Annotated in this window: 19 protein-coding genes; 16 read left to right on the top strand and 3 right to left on the bottom strand. The window is 52.3% G+C overall.

Annotated features, from left to right (window positions below):
- Position 1: 1 nt before the first annotated feature.
- From sufD to tpx, 8 genes are all read left to right on the top strand, one after another.
- Complete coding sequence (gene sufD, locus ACOQPU_RS00780) at positions 2-1,294, top strand: Fe-S cluster assembly protein SufD (RefSeq protein ID WP_420643233.1); 1,293 nt, start codon at positions 2-4, stop codon at positions 1,292-1,294.
- A 211-nt stretch (positions 1,295-1,505) separates the two neighbouring features.
- A complete protein-coding gene (locus ACOQPU_RS00775; RefSeq protein ID WP_420643232.1) occupies positions 1,506-2,375 on the top strand; it encodes a sulfurtransferase in 870 nt (289 codons plus the stop codon).
- A 51-nt stretch (positions 2,376-2,426) separates the two neighbouring features.
- Positions 2,427-3,686 carry an aminotransferase class V-fold PLP-dependent enzyme gene (locus ACOQPU_RS00770; protein ID WP_420643231.1) on the top strand — a complete coding sequence of 420 codons (1,260 nt, stop codon included), beginning with the start codon at positions 2,427-2,429 and terminating at the stop codon, positions 3,684-3,686.
- A 14-nt stretch (positions 3,687-3,700) separates the two neighbouring features.
- Positions 3,701-4,102, top strand: a complete 402-nt coding sequence (gene sufU, locus ACOQPU_RS00765; protein WP_420643230.1) for a Fe-S cluster assembly sulfur transfer protein SufU — start codon at positions 3,701-3,703, stop codon at positions 4,100-4,102.
- Positions 4,103-4,155: 53 nt separating this feature from the next.
- On the top strand, positions 4,156-4,473 hold the full coding sequence (locus ACOQPU_RS00760) for a non-heme iron oxygenase ferredoxin subunit (RefSeq protein ID WP_420643229.1): 318 nt from the start codon (positions 4,156-4,158) through the stop codon (positions 4,471-4,473).
- Between the two features lie 211 nt (positions 4,474-4,684).
- Positions 4,685-7,204, top strand: a complete 2,520-nt coding sequence (gene gyrA / locus ACOQPU_RS00755) for a DNA gyrase subunit A (RefSeq protein ID WP_420643228.1) — start codon at positions 4,685-4,687, stop codon at positions 7,202-7,204.
- Between the two features lie 86 nt (positions 7,205-7,290).
- Complete coding sequence (locus ACOQPU_RS00750) at positions 7,291-7,764, top strand: cold-shock protein (protein ID WP_420643227.1); 474 nt, start codon at positions 7,291-7,293, stop codon at positions 7,762-7,764.
- A gap of 55 nt (positions 7,765-7,819) precedes the next feature.
- Complete coding sequence (tpx, locus tag ACOQPU_RS00745; RefSeq protein WP_420643226.1) at positions 7,820-8,341, top strand: thiol peroxidase; 522 nt, start codon at positions 7,820-7,822, stop codon at positions 8,339-8,341.
- A 57-nt stretch (positions 8,342-8,398) separates the two neighbouring features.
- Here tpx and ACOQPU_RS00740 read toward each other — a convergent pair whose 3' ends face one another.
- Genes ACOQPU_RS00740 through ACOQPU_RS00730 form a run of 3 tightly spaced genes read right to left on the bottom strand, consistent with a single transcriptional unit; the run spans position 8,399 to position 10,673 of the window.
- Positions 8,399-9,907, bottom strand: coding sequence for an ankyrin repeat domain-containing protein (locus ACOQPU_RS00740; protein ID WP_420643225.1), 1,509 nt, complete (start codon positions 9,905-9,907; stop codon positions 8,399-8,401).
- 35 nt (positions 9,908-9,942) lie between these two features.
- The gene (locus tag ACOQPU_RS00735; protein ID WP_420643224.1) at positions 9,943-10,260 is read right to left on the bottom strand and encodes a hypothetical protein; all 318 of its coding nucleotides are present in this window, start codon (positions 10,258-10,260) and stop codon (positions 9,943-9,945) included.
- A gap of 38 nt (positions 10,261-10,298) precedes the next feature.
- Complete coding sequence (locus ACOQPU_RS00730; RefSeq protein ID WP_420643223.1) at positions 10,299-10,673, bottom strand: VOC family protein; 375 nt, start codon at positions 10,671-10,673, stop codon at positions 10,299-10,301.
- A 117-nt stretch (positions 10,674-10,790) separates the two neighbouring features.
- On the opposite strand from ACOQPU_RS00730, the gene ACOQPU_RS00725 reads away from it, so the two are divergent.
- The 8 genes from ACOQPU_RS00725 (at position 10,791) to ACOQPU_RS00690 (ending at position 18,579) form a co-directional block, all read left to right on the top strand.
- Positions 10,791-12,500, top strand: coding sequence for a tetratricopeptide repeat protein (locus tag ACOQPU_RS00725; RefSeq protein WP_420643222.1), 1,710 nt, complete (start codon positions 10,791-10,793; stop codon positions 12,498-12,500).
- A gap of 146 nt (positions 12,501-12,646) precedes the next feature.
- Positions 12,647-13,384, top strand: a complete 738-nt coding sequence (locus ACOQPU_RS00720; protein WP_420643221.1) for a TVP38/TMEM64 family protein — start codon at positions 12,647-12,649, stop codon at positions 13,382-13,384.
- A gap of 97 nt (positions 13,385-13,481) precedes the next feature.
- Positions 13,482-14,996, top strand: a complete 1,515-nt coding sequence (locus ACOQPU_RS00715) for a mercuric reductase (protein WP_420643220.1) — start codon at positions 13,482-13,484, stop codon at positions 14,994-14,996.
- A gap of 84 nt (positions 14,997-15,080) precedes the next feature.
- Positions 15,081-16,781, top strand: a complete 1,701-nt coding sequence (locus ACOQPU_RS00710; RefSeq protein ID WP_420643219.1) for an NAD(P)/FAD-dependent oxidoreductase — start codon at positions 15,081-15,083, stop codon at positions 16,779-16,781.
- 8 nt (positions 16,782-16,789) lie between these two features.
- Positions 16,790-17,332 carry a zinc dependent phospholipase C family protein gene (locus ACOQPU_RS00705; RefSeq protein WP_420643218.1) on the top strand — a complete coding sequence of 181 codons (543 nt, stop codon included), beginning with the start codon at positions 16,790-16,792 and terminating at the stop codon, positions 17,330-17,332.
- Positions 17,332-17,934: a CDP-alcohol phosphatidyltransferase family protein gene (locus ACOQPU_RS00700; RefSeq protein WP_420643217.1), complete on the top strand. Its 603-nt coding sequence runs from the start codon at positions 17,332-17,334 to the stop codon at positions 17,932-17,934. Before ACOQPU_RS00705 ends, ACOQPU_RS00700 begins: the two co-directional genes overlap by 1 nt.
- A 72-nt stretch (positions 17,935-18,006) precedes the next feature.
- Positions 18,007-18,141, top strand: a complete 135-nt coding sequence (locus tag ACOQPU_RS00695; protein WP_420643216.1) for a hypothetical protein — start codon at positions 18,007-18,009, stop codon at positions 18,139-18,141.
- Positions 18,142-18,579, top strand: coding sequence for an AhpC/TSA family protein (locus tag ACOQPU_RS00690; protein WP_420645880.1), 438 nt, complete (start codon positions 18,142-18,144; stop codon positions 18,577-18,579).
- Positions 18,580-18,630: the final 51 nt, after the last annotated feature.

Genomic DNA, 18,630 nt, shown 5'->3' with positions numbered 1-18,630 from the left:
CATGACAACATTTACACAAGACGCAGTTAAAAAATTATCCACAACGCTGAACGAACCGGAGTGGATGCTCGATTTCCGCCTGAAAGCGTTTGAAGTTTACGAAAATCTGCCCATGCCCACAACGAGCAGCGAGGAGTGGCGGCGCACCAATATTCGGCGCTTCAAGCCAGAAGCAATTGGGCCATCGGTGAATGGTGATGCTGCCACCAGTTGGGACATTCCAGACTTTTTGGGCAAGGAACTGACGGGTGAAGAAGTTGGTGGCAGCTTGTTACAGATTGACGGCGTGACCCGCCAGTATGAACTAAGCGAGGCCTTGAAGGAACAGGGTGTGATCTTCTGCGATATGCACACGGCCGTTTCCAATCACCCCGATCTCATCCAAAAATATTTCATGACAGAGGGTGTGCAGGTAACCGAAGGCAAGTTTGCGGCCATGCATGGTGCATTTTGGCGTGGCGGCACCTTTCTCTATGTGCCTAAAAATGTGAAAGCGGCTGCTCCGCTGCACAGTGTGCTCTGGTCTGTAAATGGCAAAACGTTCACCCACACCCTGGTGGTGCTGGAAGAAGGAGCCGAGGCGATCTTCATGGATGAGTACGCCTCATCCGAAGAAGCATCTGGCTTGCATAACGGGGCTATCGAGCTTTTAGTCGGTGACAATGCTAGCCTGATCTACGCAGGTTTGCAGGATTTTGGCCAGAATATGTGGCAGTTCAACCATGAACGGGGCCGCGTAGGTCGCGACGGCAAGCTGGATTGGGTAACAAGCATGATGGGGACGCGCCTGACAAAAGCGTTCCAAACGCTGGAGCTGGACAAGCCTGGTGGTTGGGGTCGCATGTCTGGCATTTTCTTTACAAACGGCCGTCAGCACCTGGACCTGGATACGCAGCAAAACCACAACGCCGGTGACACCGTCAGTGACTTGCTCTACAAGGGCGCACTGCGCGAGAAATCCCGCACCGTTTGGCAAGGGATGATCAAAGCATTGCCCGGTGCGCAGAAAATTGACGGGTTTCAGGCGAACCGGAACCTGATGTTGGACAAGACTGCCCGCGCCGACTCAATTCCTGGATTGGAAATTGAGGCTGATGATGTGGCCTGCACCCATGCTTCCGCAATTGGTCAGCTAGACCCCGAAGAACTGTTTTACCTGATGAGCCGCGGCATTCCCCGGAAAACGGCCGTAGAAATGTCGGTTCAGGGCTTCTTCGACCCGCTCATGCGCCGCATTCCGTTTGAGGGTATTCGCAATCGCATCTTCGACCGCATCGTCGAAAAGATTGGCTAAATTAACATGAAACAAACAGATGATCGCTTCAATGAGTATCGGTGCTTGTGTAACAGGCGAGAGGGATGACCTGACTGATTGCCGATTGAGTTGATCATGGTAAACGGTGGCCTTGCCTCTCGCCTACGCAAAAGGACTGATGGCAAAGCCATCGTTTTTGTTTTCTAGAGTTCAAATTGTTAAATGATTAAATGCAGGAGCGAAATTGATAATGAGTGATAAAGGATATGTACATGGAGACGTGCTAGTAACGACTCAGTGGGTTGCCGACAATCTAAATAATACCGACAAAGTTCGGCTGGTGGAATCCAACGAGGATGTGCTGCTTTACAGCACTGGACACATTCAAAATGCGGTACACATTGATTGGGTGGCCGACTTGAACGACGCCATACGTCGCGACTATTTGGATGAAGCAGCGTTTGCAGCCCTACTCTCCCGCAATGGCATCAGCAGCGACACAACGATCATCTTTTATGGCGACAAAAATAATTGGTGGGCCACATACGCCTTTTGGGTGTTCAAGCTGTTTGGCCATGCCGACTGCCGCGTGATGGACGGTGGGCGCAAAAAGTGGATTGATGAAGGGCGCGAATTAACCAAAGAAAAACCCTCCTTCTCCCCAACCAATTACAAGCCCGCTGCCCGCACAGACTACAAGATTCGCGCCTTCCGCGACCAAGTTTTAGCCCACGTGCAGGCCGATCAGCCGCTGGTGGACGTACGCAGCCCGCAAGAGTTTAGCGGTGAATTGCTGCACATGCCTGGCTCACCACAAGAAGGGGCGCTGCGCGGTGGCCACATCAAAGGTGCCAAAAACGTGCCGTGGAGTCGGGCAGTGGCTGAGGATGGGACGTTTAAAACGGCCGCTCAACTCCGTGACATCTACGAAAATGAGCAAGGGCTTTCGCCAGACAACAGCGTGGTGGCTTACTGCCGCATTGGCGAGCGCAGTTCGCACACCTGGTTTGTGTTAACCTACCTGCTGGGTTATCCTAACGTGCGCAACTATGATGGCTCCTGGACAGAATGGGGCAATCTGGTGGGCGTACCGATTGAAAATCCATCTAAAAGCCGGTAATCGATAACCAGTAAACGGTGATCAGTATTCAGTTTGCTTGCTGGATACTGATTGCTGGACAATGTAAACGGCTTACTGAACAAAATGCTAGACGTCAATAAAATTCGCGCTGATTTTCCCATTCTAAAAAATGAAGTTTATCCAGGTGTTCCCTTGATTTACTTGGATAGTGCCGCCTCCTCGCAGAAGCCTTTGCCCGTTATTGAAGCAATGAACCATTATTATCGCCACACCAATGCCAACGTGCATCGCGGCATCCACCGCTTGAGCGAAGAAGCGACCAATGCGTACGAGGGAGCGCGGGAGCGGATTGCTCGTTTCATCAATGCAGCCGATTCAGCAGAGGTAATTTACACACGGAATGCGACGGAAGCATTTAATTTAGTAGCGTATAGCTGGGGGCGTACCAATTTGCAGGCGGGGGATGAAATTCTCATCACCGCTATGGAGCATCATGCCAACATTGTACCTTGGCAAATGTTGGCCGAAGAGCGTGAGGTGGTGGTGCGGCATCTGCCGTTTTTGCCTGACGGCACGCTGGATTTAGATCAGCTGCCACAGTTGCTCACCGAAAAGACGAAGCTGTTTAGTTTTACGGCCGTTTCCAACGTTTTCGGCACGGTTAATCCAGTCAAGAAGTTGGTGGAAGCCGCCCACAAAGTTGGTGCGCTAACAATGGTAGACGCCGCTCAGTCCGTGCCTCACATGCCGGTGGATGTGCAGGCTTGGGGTTGTGACTTCCTAGCCTTTTCGAGCCACAAAATGTGTGGGCCAACCGGTATTGGTATTCTGTACGGCAAGCGGCACATTCTGGAGGCGATGCCGCCCTTTATGGGCGGTGGCGACATGATTCGCCGGGTAACGCTAGAAGGTTCTATTTGGGCCGACCTGCCCCACAAGTTCGAGGCGGGGACGCCTAGCATTGCTGAAGGAATTGGTTTGGGAGCGGCCGTTGATTACCTCACGGAATTGGGCATGGAAAACGTTCATGCCTATGAACAGTTCATCACCAATTACGCCCTGGAAGCCCTTAGCGAGGTAGACAAACTGAAAATCTTGGGGCCATCGGCGGCTCAACGAGGTGGTGTAGCCTCCTTCACAATTAAAGGCTTACACCCGCATGATATTGCTGAACTGCTCGATAAAGATGGCATTGCCATCCGTGCCGGGCATCATTGTGCCATGCCTCTGCACCATCAATGTGGCATTAACTCAACCGCCCGCGCCAGTTTTTACATCCACACCACCACCGAAGAGGTAGACAAATTAGTAGAAAGCCTCAATCGGGCCAAAAAGATATTCCGGTTATAAATTGGGGGATTCTCATGGACGAAAGCATCTATCGTGAGCAAATCATCGACCTGTACGAACATCCGCTCAATCATGGTCAGCTAGAAACGGCCGATTGGTCATACGAAGAAGACAATCCCCTTTGCGGCGACGTCATTCGCATTGACGTGAAGCTAGACGAAAACCAACGCGTAGCCGATGTTGCCTGGAGCGGCGACGGCTGTGCCATCAGCCAGGCGGCTGCCTCCCTGCTCACCGATGAGATCAAAGGCAAAACCTTAGAAGAGGTGCGTAACTTTGACAAAGATGAACTGCTAGAACTGGTCGGCGTCAAGCTCAGCATGGCGCGGGTTAAGTGTGCCCTGCTCTCGCTCAAGGTCCTCAAAGCAGGTGCCTACGGCATGCCCGACCCCAACGAATTACGCGGCAATAAATAGACAGGTTTTAGTTTTGGCTAGACAAGACGGAAAACATCAGAAAGGAAGAAAGAGTGACTGAGTTTGTAAAAGTGGCCCGAGTTGAAGACATTGCGCCTGGTGAGAGAAAATTTCACGAGTTTGATTATGAAACCGTCATCATTTTGAATGTAAATGGTGAATTTTATTGTATTGCTGATCTTTGTTCGCATGATGATGGCCCGTTGGCAGATGGTCCCCTGAATGGACATTCTATTGAATGCCCCCGTCATGGTGCCTGTTTTGATGTACGGACCGGGGCGGTGCTAGCCTTGCCTGCCACCGCGGCCATTCCCACATATGATGTAAAAGTAGAAGATGGATTCGTGTACATTGAAAATCTTGATGAGTAACATGAATCAGGGAAAATTTGAACGAGTAAAGGGCGCATATTCAGCGCCCTTTTTGTTTGACAGGCTGAGGAAAATTGCCTATATTTAGCCTCCAAAAATTAGAACAAATATTTCATAAACGGACTCTCAGACCTGTCAGGTTTGAGAATGAATTACTCAAAATAGGTTAGCTAGGAAACCTGACAGGTCTTGGTGACAAAGCGGAAACAAAATGGAAATTGGTCTGGTAAAACAAGTAAACATTGATTCTGAGGTTCGTGAATCGTACCTGAGCTACGCGATGAGCGTGATTGTTTCGCGGGCACTGCCTGATGCGCGGGATGGCCTGAAGCCGGTTCAGCGTCGCATTTTGTACGCCATGTACGATATGGGACTACGGCCGAATAGCTCGTTCAAGAAATCGGCGCGTGTGGTGGGTGAGGTACTGGGTAAATACCATCCTCACAGCGACCAAGCTGTATACGACGCTATGGTGCGTCTGGCACAGGAATTTTCCATGCGCTACACGCTGGTCGAGGGGCAAGGCAACTTCGGCTCGATTGACGGTGATGCGGCCGCAGCGATGCGATATACCGAAGCCCGCTTATCCAGCATGGGCTACGACTTGCTGGAAGATATCAACAAAAACACAGTCGATTTCACTACCAACTTCGACGATTCATTAACTGAACCGACCGTATTGCCCGCAACCATTCCCAATTTGCTGGTCAATGGCTCATCTGGTATTGCAGTGGGTATGGCGACCAGCATTCCACCCCATAATTTGGGTGAAGTGATTGACGCCCTGGCCTACATGCTGGACCAATGGGATCGGCTGGATGATGTGACTTTGCCTGACTTGATGCGCTTCATAAAAGGGCCAGACTTCCCCACCGGCGGACTGGTGTTCCGGTTCCGTGACAAGAAAGGGGTGGAAACAGACGCGATTGCCAATGCGTATGCCACCGGGCGGGGCCGGATTACTGTGCGGGCCAAAGCCCACGTGGAGGAGATGGGGCGCAACAAGTCGCGAATCGTGATTACAGAACTCCCATACCAGGCCAACAAAACCAATCTGCTGGGACGTATTGCTGATTTGCATCGGGATGGCAAGATTGAGGGCTTAACAGATTTGCGGGACGAATCTGACCGGAACGGAATGCGCATTATTCTGGAGACGACGCGGAATGTGGAACCAGAGGACGTGCTGGCTGATTTGTTCCGGCTGACGCCCATGCAAAGCACCTTTAGCATCTCGCTGCTGGCGTTGGTAAATGGCGAACCGCGCGTACTGACCCTGAAGCAGGCATTGCGCGTTTATTTGGATCACCGGCAAGAGATTGTGCGGCGGCGCTCTGAGTATGATTTGGAGAAGGCACGCAACCGGGCACACATCTTGGAAGGATTGCTCATTGCGCTGGACAATTTGGATGCTGTCATTGATTTGATTCGCCGCTCGCGCACGGTGGAGACGGCTAAAAACAACCTGATCAAGCAGTTTAAGCTGACGGAACTTCAGGCGCAGGCAATATTGGATATGCAGCTGCGGCGATTGGCAGCACTGGAACGGCGCAAAATCCAGGAAGAGCATAAGGAGCTGCTGGCGCAGATTAAATATCTGGAGAAGCTGCTCTCAAAGCCAGGGCTTATGCGTGAGCTTATTAAAGAAGAGTTGCTGGCTGTGAAGGAGAAGTACCAGGACGTGCGCCGTACGCAGATTATTGACAGTGGTGATGCTAAAACAGTGCTGTCGGCAGCCGATTTACTGCCGGATGAGCAGGTGTGGGTGATGATTGGCGAGAAAGGGACGCTAGCGCGGACGACATCGCCGGAGATGGTGCGTATTCCCCTGAAGCCTGCCGAACAGCCGTTTGCTTTGCTCGAGGCCAACACACAGGATATTTTGTATTTATTTGCCGCGGACGGCCGTTCCGTGAGCCTCCCCGTTTACCAATTGCCGCAAGCAGTAGAGTTGGGCAAGGGGAGCCATTGGGCTGATTTGACAGGCTTTTCCCGGCGAGACCATTTGGCGGCAGCCCAGGTGCTGCCGGTGAGTGCAACTGGCTATGTGTTCTTAACCACCCTGGCAGGTGTGGTCAAGCGCGTTCGGGTGGATGATTTGCCTGGCATCACCTCCTCGCCATTTGTGGTGATGAACGTGCCGGATGACGACGCTCTGGGCTGGGCGGAGCTGACGAACGGGGAACAGGAAGTGATGCTGGCGACGGCCGCTGGACAGGCAATTCGCTTTAAGGAAGCGGAGGTACGGCCGTCTGGCTTGCCAGCCGGTGGTGTCTATGGCATTAAGCTCGCCAACGAGGCTGACGGCGTTGTGGCCATGTCTGTGGTGGACCCAGATGGCTATTTGTGGAGCATTACCGATAACGGGATGGCGAAAGCCACCGCTATGAGCGACTATCCTACCCAAGGGCGTCATGGACAAGGTGTGCGCAATTTGAACTTGCCCAAAGAGGCAGCTGAGGTGGTCGCCGCCCTGATTGGCGACGAAAAAACCCAGATTCTCATCACCACTGGCATCGGTTCTACCAAGAAGCTGAAGTTGAAAGAGACATACATAGGCAGCCGCGCTATCAAGCCGCGTGCTGTTATGACCATTGGGCAGCGTAATCGCATTACAGGAGCCTTAAAGATGATTGGCCGCCCAGAGGTAGAGGACGAGGTGGATACGGCCGTTCCCCAACAACTTTCCCTCATTGATTCCCCCAACGGTGGAAAAAAGAGAAAAAAATAAGATTTATACTATAATGAGGCGGGGAATGTTGTTTTGAATCATCCCTACTAGATATTTGCAGCAGTTGGCCAATGGAGATTTTCACGATGAATTACAAAGATCAATGGGCGACAGACGAAGACGGGAAGCAATTTGTGTTTACTGTAGAGATGCAGCGAGCCTTGGAGCAAGCGGGATTGCCAATCGAACCGGCATCTTTGGCCGAGCTGGATTTAGCTCCTGCCGCGCCGCCAGTGCGCCAGCCAAGCCAAAGCGATAGCGCATATGCAGATGCTTCTTCTAGCAATGGTGAAGAGTATCCAATGCCAGACACCATCCAGATTGACCCACAGACCGGCAAATATATCGGCCGTATGAAATGGTACAACAACCAAAAAGGGTATGGGTTTATTATGCGAGGTGGCGGCGAAGAAATCTTCTTCCATAAATCGAATACAACCAATGACCCCGGCAACATTCAGGAAGGTCAGTGGATTTTGTACGATGTAGAAGAGACGCGCAAAGGGCCAGAGGCGACCGACGTAGAACCATATGAGGGGGACACCTCATTATTGGTTTAATCGCTTATTGGGTAGCGACCTCACAAATTATTGGAGAACAGAAAAAGGAGTTTTGATGACAACAGAGCGTTTTGGTGCGGTTACCTTGAAAGGAACCCCACAAACTGTACGTGGTGAGCAGGTAAAAGTGGGCGATAAGGCCCCAAACTTTACGCTAACTGCCAACGATTTTAGTAAAGTCACCCTGGATGATAGCAAAGGTAAAGTGCGGCTCATTTCTGTGGTGCCGTCACTTTTTACAGGCATTTGTGATGCCCAAACCCGTCGATTTAATGAAGAAGCCGCGAACTTGGGCGAAAACGTGGTTATTCTGACGGTAAGTTCGGATTTCCCCACCGCGCAAGCAAACTGGTGTGGTGCCGCAGGAGTAGACCAGGTGCAGACATTATCTGACCATATGGATATGAACTTTGGCGATGCCTATGGGACGCACATTTTGGAGCGGCGCTGGGAGCAGCGGTCAATTTTTGTGGTAGATAGTGACGACATCATTCGGTACGTAGAGTACGTGCCAGAAATTGCCCAGTTTCCAGATTATGATTCGGCTTTATCGGCCGTTCGTGAAGTGACGCAATAAGCGACTCAGACTCGCAGTGACAATATTAAGGCCTGGCGTTTGCCGGGCCTTTTTTGTTTAGAGTGCCAGTACGGCCGTTACTTCATCATTTCCCTCAGCTTGGGCCATTTGCAGCGCAGACTGCCCTTGGGCGTTTGGTTGGTGGGGGTTAGCTCCGAATTCGAGCAGCAGCTGTGCCATGGGGACATTGTTGCGGTGGGCAGCTTGATGAACGGCCGTATGCCCACCCTCTTGAGCTGCATTGACATCTGCCCCATTCTCTAACAACGCCCGCAAGATAGTGAGGTTGCCATGCGTGGCAGCAGCATGGATAGGGGCAATGCGCATCTGATTTTTGGCAATAGCGTTCACGTCTGTATCTTGTTTAATCAGCCAAAGCGCGGCAGCTTCTTGATTAAAATAGCAAGCCAACTGTAGCGGGTTGAAGCCATCTTTAGCAAAGCGATTGAGATACCCAGACCATTCCTCAGCCAACGCTTGCAGCCGGGGCACATCGCCGAGGGCAGCTGCCGTGAACACATCTATTTTGGCATCAGCGGCTTGGAACGCATCTACAATAGCCGTTTTCCGAAGATAAATCGCGTTCATAAGCAACGAGAGACCATTTTGTGCCAATGCGTTGGCCAAGGCGGGGTGATCGTTTGTGATTTGTTGGACGGTGGCCAGGTCGTCGTTGTGAACGGCCGCTGCCAACCGCCGACAGTCTGCCACAATTTGTTGAATAACGGCCGTGCGCTCACGAACAATGGTTGCCAGGGCGTGTTGTGGTTCTGTGCTGAATGTGGGTGCGCCAATCTGGCAATTTTCTACACTGGCCAGCGCGCGATAAACCAGACGAATCAGGCGATGGGCTTCTGTTTCTGGCAGGTCCAGCAGCCGCAATGTTTTCTCGATTTGGATATGGTGTTGGCGCATGTGGGCTTCAAAGCGGTGCAGGCGATATTGCAGTGTATATTCTTCTTCTTCCCACCAAATGGGGGATGGCCCCAAAAATTGCTCGTCTGTTAACTCTGCTAGCTCAGCGAGAACGCGCTGGTGAAACTGTTCATAGTGGTGCAGAATCTTTGCCAATGGCTGATTGTCGATAATGTCGTAAAAAGCATCCTGATTGCCAACAATTCGCTCAACCTCGCCATCTGGGAAGGTAAACGGCCGTTTCACTCCTGCTTGCTGTTGCTCTTTACCCGAAATGATGAGTGCGAAAAAGGTGCGCTCTGCGTCAAAAATATGGCCCAATATCACCCGTAAGGGCCATTCGCCAGCCGCCGGTTCCTGGTCAAACTGCTCATCACTGATGCCAAGCAGCGTGGCTTGCAGTTCGCGGTAGGCAGTGTGATATTGCCCCAGAAGTTGCTGGACGAGCGTTGTGGGCAAGCCAGTTTGGCTGCGGTGGGCGGCCAGCGTGGCGGCCAAATCTTGCAGCTCATGGTGCGTGCCAATCAGGGCCATGCGTACGCCCTCTATGTGCTTACGCCAATGGAATGGCTGGCTCACATCCACGTCGGAAAAAGCGTGGCTAACGCTGGCCATCTTCAAAACGGCAACAGAAAGGTCAGTTTGTGACATGAGACACCTCTTCGTAGAAATTCCCTGTGGGTGGGCTAACCAAAATCGACCTGTTCGCGGATTTTGTCCTTAACGACGGGCATCTGGCTGAAGAACAGATTGTATGCCTGACTCACCGGGTCTTCCTGCGCGTGAAGGAGGCGATCCAGGGCGGCGTAGTTTCGCAGCCACAAAATCCAGACGGACGGGGGACCATCCCCAATGCCACCGCTTGCGGCCACGACTTCTTTGATCCAATCTTTGCCCTGCAGCACATCGTGCAGCTTGCGGGCGTTTTGGGCGTGTTCTTGAGAAAACGGCCGTGGCCATTCAAACTCGACAATCAAATAAATACCAACTTGGGGTTCACTCATAGGGTTCCTCGCTTAAAAATGACCTCGGGGAGGTTGAATTATGCTTTCCTTTGGACGACTTTGATCAAATTGCCATCAGGATCGTGAATGTCAAAGAAGCGCATGCCATCGGCACTGGTCTCTAGGCCACTAGGAATGTTTGCGCCACGTACCGCAAGCGCTTCATAGCTGGCAGCTGCATCAGAGACGGCAAAGTGAACGGCATCGCAGGTGCCGGGAGTGCCACCACCGCCCCCTTTGCCTGCTTCGTAGAGGCAGAAGGGCAAACTGCCCACCTCTAGCTGCGCCCAACCATATTCCAGGGCACTAAAAGATTCTGGTAGCCCAAGCACATCCCGGTAATAGGCTACCGATTTTTCAATGTTTGAAACAGGTATTTTGACGAGGGTGATTTTGGGCTGAAAGTCGTTCATAAACTCCACCTTTTGTGATTTGAACAAACTGATGTAAGCGTATCAAGTTTAGCTCTTATGTTCTAATCTTGCAAGCTGCATTGTGCACAATTGTACGGCTGGCTATACTTCTGCGCTATGAGGTTGCAGATTTTGCCAGAGCAGATTGGGGAGGTGCCAACACCCCAGCAAAAGAAGTCTCAAAGATGGCAGCGATTGGTTGGCAGCGTGATTATGATTGGCTGTATGGTGCTGCTGCTGCCGCTGGTTTTGCGCGCTCCACGCCCGGATTTTTTGGTGCCGTCAACGGCCGTTCTCATCTTGAGCACCTTTTTACTGTTTCCGCTGGCACTCTTTTTATCAGTTGTGTGGCATGAGCTGGGGCATCTGCTGGCTGGTTGGTTAGTAGGCTTTCGCTTTGTGCTGGTTACCTTCGGCCCGCTGCGTATTGCCCGCGAGGCGGGTGGCACACGCCTGAGCCTGATTCATACCAACGTGGTGCAGTGGCAAGGACGGGCCTTGATGGTACCAAGGCAATTTGGTGATTTTCGGCGGCGACGTATGGTGATGTTGGCCGGTGGCCCGCTGGCAACGTTGCTGAAACTGCTGTTGATTCTGGGCGTGAATTTCGCTTTGCGGTTGGAAGGGATTGGCTATGGGTTGGGGTTGGCTTTGCTGTGGCTCGTGCTTTCGGCCGTGATGTTGCTACCAGCCACGGCCGTTCCGCAAAAGATTGGCAATAGATACACCGATATGGCGCGCATTTGGCAGATGTGGCGGGGTGGGGCGGCCCTGACCCGGCAGTTGGCACTTACAAATTTAATCGAAGCCTCGCTGCGTGGCGTGCGGCCTGCCCAGATGGATGCCAATTTTATAGCCGCAACGTTGGCCGCGCCGCCAGACAGCAGTGAGGCGTTGGTGGGGCATTACGTGGCCCATTTGCAGGCATTGGATAAGGGGGAAGTGACAGAAGCAGCCGTTTTTCTGGACAAGACCCTTCGTTTATTGCTGCATCGGCCACCCAAGCAACAGTCTCCGATTATTTTTGCCAGTGCAGCTTATTTTGTGGCCCGCTATGAGCGAGATTTGGCACGGGCGCAAGAGTGGCTGTCACATATCCAACCAGAGCAGTACAACGCGCTGGCACTAGAGGTGGAGCAGATTTTGCTGCGGGTGCGGGCGCAGATGTTGTTATTGGAGGGGGAGTTGGCCTTGGCCAAAACGGCCGCTTTGCAAAGCAAACGTCTACTCCAAAAATCGGTGGATTTAGGCTCTGTACCGTTTGAAACGCGCCTGCTGGATGAAATTTTGGCCGAGGGGGGTGACGTGGTGGCCGCCCCCAAACTTCCGCCCGAATTGCAGCCAATGTTGACTCAAAAACGGCCGTTCTTTGCGGCGTCGGCACGTGGTTTTTTGCGCTGGGCGTTGATTGTGTTGGTGGGCTTGCTGTTGGGGCTTGGCTGGCGGGAGTTGTTTCCGGGGCGCGCGGTGGATGCGTACCAACAGGGGGTTGTTTATCTGGAATCGGGTCAATACGATGAGGCGATTACGGAATTTGACCGTGCCATTACTTTGGACGCACAGTTTGCCCAGGCAATCTGGGCACGTGGGGAGGCACAAATGGCTCTGGGAGATTATGAAACGGCCGTTGCCGATTTTGATCGCGTCGTGGCTCTGCACCCGACTACCTTCCCTTCAATTTACGTTTATCGGGCGGCTGCCTACACCCAACTAGGCAACTACCCCGCCGCCATTGCCGATTACGAAACGCTCCTTGCCCTTGAGCCAGAGGAAGATCTGCGGGAACTCGCCCTTGAATCAATCCATATTTTGCAAACGGCCGAATAATGTTTATGAGTCGCAGCTAATTTTCCCCTGAATGTTAGGGTTTCTTAATCTTTTGTTTGTAAGATTTTCTACGGTGAACGCTTCTGTGTCATGGATAGTCATAAAGCTAACTGAATTTGATCACAAAATTAGGAGATTGAGGATTGATGAATGAAGATTTTGCACAACGCCCCACAACGCTGCTGCCACAGGGGCCATCCTTTTTGAAGCAGCATGGGGCGAAGTTATTGGCACTTTTGTTTTGGAGCTTGTTGGTGGGGGGCTATTACATTTATACCCAGGTTAACAATTTAACGTTGGCAGACAGTTTGGCCCTCATTGTAGACTTTTTGACAAGTTCGTTTGCTGGTCCGCTCTTTTTTGTTTTGCTTTACACGTTACGGCCGTTGCTCTTCTTCCCGGCTACATTACTCACTTTGCTGGCTGGTTTTCTTTTTGGTCCGATTGGTATTTTATATACCGTTTTGGGCGGCAATGCGTCGGCCATGATGGCTTATGGGGTGGGGCGTTACTTTGGCCAGGGTTTGCTTGATGACGAGGAAGATACCAACGTTATCCAGAAATATACCCGTCGCTTGCGTAACAATAGCTTTGAAACTGTTTTGGTCATGCGGCTTATCTTTTTGCCATACGATTTGGTAAATTATGCCGCTGGCTTCTTAAAGATTAAATGGCAGCCGTTTTTGTTGGCAACGGCCGTTGGCTCTTTGCCTGGCACCATTTCTGTCGTGCTGTTGGGTGGATCTTTTGGCACGCTGGAAGCGTTGATGGCTGGCAACATTCAGCTTGATCCGCTGTCTTTAACCTTTTCTATTGTCCTCATTTTGGTAAGCATTGGCCTGTCTCGCTTCGTCAAAGGACGAGAAGCAAAGGCAGCAAGTTAATTATGACGGTGTGAAAAGGGAAAGTCCCTTTTCACACCTCCTTTCTTACCAATTGCCCCTTTCGCATCAAAAAAATAGCGTTGCAGGAGTATGACACATGGTTGCCGAAATTAAGGTTGCACCGTTTGATGAATACAATGATATTTTGGTCAAGAATGCCCATCCGGCTGATTGGCAAAACCCCATGCCAGACGGCCGTTACAATTTGCTCGTCATTGGTGGGGGATCGGCGGGATTGGTAGCGGCCGTGGGGGCCCGTGGCCTGGGGGCTAAAGTGGCGTTGGTAGAAAAGCATCTGCTAGGCGGTGATTGCTTGAATGCAGGCTGTGTTCCTTCCAAAACGGTGCTGCGCTCCGCCAAAGCGGTCGGCGATATTCGCCGCGCAGCTGAGCTGGGTGTGCACGTGGGTGGCGACGTGACGGTTGATTTTGCCACCGTCATGCAGCGGATGCGCAAAATTCGCTCTGAAATTAGCTACCATGATGCCGCCACCCGCTTCCGTGACCTGGGCATTGATTTGTATCTGGGGGATGGTCAATTTACGGGGAAGAACACGTTTGAGGTAGACGGCCGTACCATCGAATTTAGCAAAGCGGTCATCGCCACCGGCTCTCGCGCCGCCGCCATTCCCATTCCTGGGCTGGCCGAGGCAGGTTACATCACCAACGAAGGTGTTTTTGAGTTAACCGAGTTGCCCCGCCGTTTGGCAATCATCGGGGCGGGGCCAATTGGGGCCGAGATGGCCCAAGCCTTTGCCCGCTTTGGCAGCGAGGTAAGTGTGTTTGATCTGCTGCCGACCATCGGCGGGCTGAGCGACCCAGAAGGGATTGCTCTGGTGCGCGGCGCATTGGAAGCCGATGGCGTGCAATTTTATTTAGAGAGCAGAACCGGAAAAATTGAAACCGTAGGTGGCGAAAAAATCATCCATTTTGAATACGATGGCGACGCGCACACGTTGGCAGTGGATGAAATCTTACTTGCTGCTGGCCGCCAACCCAATGTAGAAGGATTAGGATTGGAAGCGGCCGGAATACGGTACAGCAAGAAAGGGCTGGATGTGAACGACCGACTGCAAACGACTAATCCAGATGTGTTCGGCGCAGGCGACGTTGCCATTCCGGCCATGTTTACCCACACGGCCGACGCCACCGCCCGCATGGTCATCCAAAATGCGTTCTTTCTTGGTCGTAAGAAGTACAGCGATTTGATTATTCCCTGGACGGTGTACACCGACCCGGAAGTTGCTCACGTAGGGATGTTTGCTTACGAAGCCGAGGCGCAGGGCATCGCGGTAGACACCTTCAGCCACAAAATTCAGGATACGGATCGCGGTCGGGCGGATAGTGATGACGGCTTTGTGAAGATTTACGTTCGCAAAGGCACAGACAAAATTCTGGGCGCAACCATTGTGGGGCGGCACGCGGGAGAGATGATTAGCGAAATCACCACGGCGATGATGGCGGGCAAGGGCTTGAGCACGTTGTCGCAGACGATTCATCCGTACCCTACGCAGGCAGAAGCGATTAAGAAAACGGCCGATGCCTGGAACCGCACCCGCCTGACGCCGTTTGTGGCTAAGTTATTTAACAAATGGCTCGCTTGGCGGCGTTAAATAGAGATTGGAGACTGGAAATTCTGTTCAGCATGACACGGGAAAGTTGAGGTGCTTAGGGAAAAAGGGGTTTGAGGAAGGTTTATGACGCAGACGGATTTTGACATTGCGATTATTGGCTCTGGTATCAGCGGGAGTGCGTTAGGAGCGATTCTGGCGCGGCACGGGCAGCGGGTGGTGATTTTTGAAGCAAAGTCGCACCCGCGTTTTGCTATTGGCGAATCGCTCATTTTAGAAACGTCGGAGCTGATGCGGGCGTTGGCCCATTTTTACGACGTGCCGGAACTGGCTTACTTTAGCACCGAGAATTTTCTGGCATTCGCAGGCACGACCCACGGCATCAAGCGGCATTTTGGCTTTTTGCATCATAAAAAAGGGCAGCCGCACAATCCGCAACATACGCTTCAGGCAATTATTCCCAAAGAGCCACACGGCCATGAGCTGCACCTGTACCGGCAAGATACGGATTACTTCATGATGAGTACGGCCGTTTCCTACGGCGCACAGGTTCGGCAGCAGACGGCCGTGCAAGACGTACAACTCCATGACGACCACATAACTATTTTTTCCGTCAAAGGCGACCCCGTGACGGCCAAATTTGTGGTGGATGCGGGCGGCTTCCGCTCCATTTTGGCCCAAAAATACGGGGAGCGGGATTTCAATTTGCAGACGCACTCGCGCGGCATGTTTACCCACATGATCAACGTGCTGGGCCATGCTCGCGCCAACCAAAACCAGTCAGCTTATGATTTGCCCTTCCCGATGGCGGAAGGAACCTTGCACCACCTGTTTGAAGGGGGCTGGCTCTGGGTAATTCCGTTCGACAACCATGCCGAATCAACCAATCCGCTGTGCAGCGTGGGGCTGCTGCTAGACCCGCGCATCTATCCGCCGCGATCCGATTTGACTCCGGAAGAGGAATTTTTTGGCTTTATCCAACAATTCCCCAACATTGCCAAACAGTTTGAAAAGGCCCAGGCAGTGCGCGGTTGGGTACGAGCCGATCGGCTGCAATACAACACGCGCCAGGTGGTGGGCGACCGCTGGGCGTTGCTGGGACACGCGGCGGGCTTTGTTGATCCGCTGTATTCCAAGGGGTTGTACAGTACGTTAACGGCCGTTTTCGTCCTGGCCCATCAACTGCTGCAAGCAGAAAAAACGGGGGATTACTCCGCCAACGCCTTTACCGATTTGCAGACGGTGACGCACAATTTTGTTTGCTCCGCCGATCGGCTCATTGCTAACAGCTACCGCTCGTTTGGCAATTACAAGCTGTGGCAGATGTACAGCGTGATGTGGCTGCTGGGTGCGTATACGGAACTCGTCAAACTGAACATGATGCGTGCGCAAACCCTTCAAACTGGTCAAGATCGGCAGGGATATTATGATCAATTGGTGACGCTGAAGCTGTGTGGTGGCGGATACCCAGAATTTGATGAGGTGGCCGACAAGGTTGATACGCTCATCGAAAACGTTGATCCGCATGATGAAACGGTTGTAGATGCCACCGTTGCTGAAATTAACCAAATTTTCCGTAACCTAGCGTGGATTGCAGACCCATTTGTTGCTCTGTTGGATGGCAAAACGTACCTGCCCAAAAACAAGCTGCGCCTCAGCTTGCTCAAGCCCGGCGAAGGCTTTATGCGCTCCGGCGCGTACAAAGCCCACTTTTTTGGCAATCTGACGATGTGGGATTTATTGAAATACGGCGCAAAAGAGAAAGTTGAATTTGCACGGCCGTATCTCAACTGGCAGCACAGAAAAAAATTCCAGAAGCGACAATAACCAATTTTATGCAGACATATTCACACTTTTTGTTAACGGCCGTTCTTAAACACACCACCAAACCCCAATCGCCGCAGGCTGAAGCTGCCATGCTGGCTGGCTCTGTGGCTCCAGATGTGCCGCTGGCCTTGCTGAGTGTGGGCTACGTACTGGATCGTCGCTTCATTCGCGCCCATCTCCCGGACAAAACGCGATGCAGCCCTACCTACAACCAGCTTTATTTTCACAACCCGTGGTGGATCGCGGCGCACAACAGCTTACATGCGCCGCTACCCCTGTTTGCTCTGGCCTTGGTCGGTTTGTTGCTACGGCAGCGGTGGCTGCTCTGGTTTGTGTTGGGGGCTGGTTTGCATACGGCCGTAGACATTCTTACCCACGCCGACGACGGCCCCGTACTGCTGTTTCCACTAGATTGGCACAAACGATTTCAATCTCCCATTAGCTATTGGGACCCAAAACATGGTGGCCGCACTTTCCGCCTGCTAGAGCATCTGCTGGACGGACTGTTGGTGGGCTATTTGCTTTACAAACGGATGAAGGGAGCTGCTTGATGTTTGATGAACGGATGCGCCTGGTGAAAGATACCGTTTTCAACCCGGTGGCAGAACTGGTGCAGGTGGTACCGCCCTGGCTGTTTTCAGTCATGGGGTTGATTGCCGGGATTGGGGCGGCGTTGGCAGCTTGGCAACAATCTTACTTGCTGGCGGTGCTGCTGTGGTGGCTCAATCGCATTTTGGATGGCCTGGATGGGGCTGTAGCCCGTGTTTCGGATAGCCAATCTGATTTTGGTGGCTATCTGGACATTATTATTGATTATGTGGTGTATGCGGCCGTTCCCATTGGGCTGGCGTTTGGGCAGATGGAAACGGCCGTTACCTACGCCCTCATCTTTTTGCTCTCAACATTTTATGTCAACGGTGCTTCGTGGATGTATCTGGCCGCCATTTTGGAAAAGCGCAGCCATCAGCCCACCCATCGGCTCACCTCGGTAGTGATGCCAGCGGGCTTGGTGGGGGGTACAGAGACGATTGTTTTTTACTCCGCTTTTCTCATTTTTCCCAGCGTCCTCCTTTGGCTATTTAGTCTGATGGGGCTGCTAGTGGTTATTACCATTGTGCAGCGGCTTGTCTGGGCCAGCCGCCACCTGCAATAAAGAGCCACGGATTGCGCGGATTTTCACGGATAAAATCTGCGTAATCCGCGGCTGGTTTCTATAAGAGGATTCATGCCAAAATTAACTGTGGGCCAAACTGCTCCAGATGCCACCTTGAGAAACCTGGACGGAACGGCCGTACCGCTCTCATCTTTGTGGGGCAACGGCCGTACGGCGCTGCTAATCTTTTTGCGCCACCTGGCCTGACTGCCCTGTCGCGATCATGTGGCCCAGGTTGTGGCCCATCAGGAGCAGTTTGAAGCTGCCAATGTACAAATTGCCACCATTTCATTTGGCACAAACTATTGGTCCAACGTTTGGCTGCAAGAAACCCAATCTCCCTTTTCCTTTTTGGTTGATCAACAGTTAGCCGCGTATCAGGCGTATGGCTTGAAAAGCTCAGCTATACGCGCCTGGAGTCCGCGCAGCGTGCTCTATTACACCAGAGCCAAGCTGCAAGGGCGAGAAACATTGGGAAACCGGGGGGATACACACCAGCTCGGCGGGGATTTTGTGGTGGGGGGAAACGGCCGTCTTCTTCTTGCCCATCCCAGCAGCGACCCGGTGGATCGGCCGTCTCTTGATCAGCTACTTGAAGTCTCTCTGAAAAACTTTGACGCAAAGATGCAAAGAGGCAAAGGGTAAATGGAAAGAAACTTTGCTTCTTCCGCTCCTTTGCGTTCTTTGCGTTAAAAA

The sequence above is a fragment of the Candidatus Leptofilum sp. genome (assembly GCF_965223285.1).
Lineage (GTDB): Bacteria > Chloroflexota > Anaerolineae > Promineifilales > Promineifilaceae > Leptofilum.
Note: the sequence above shows the minus strand (reverse complement) of the source record. Positions and strands in the feature narration are given on the sequence as shown.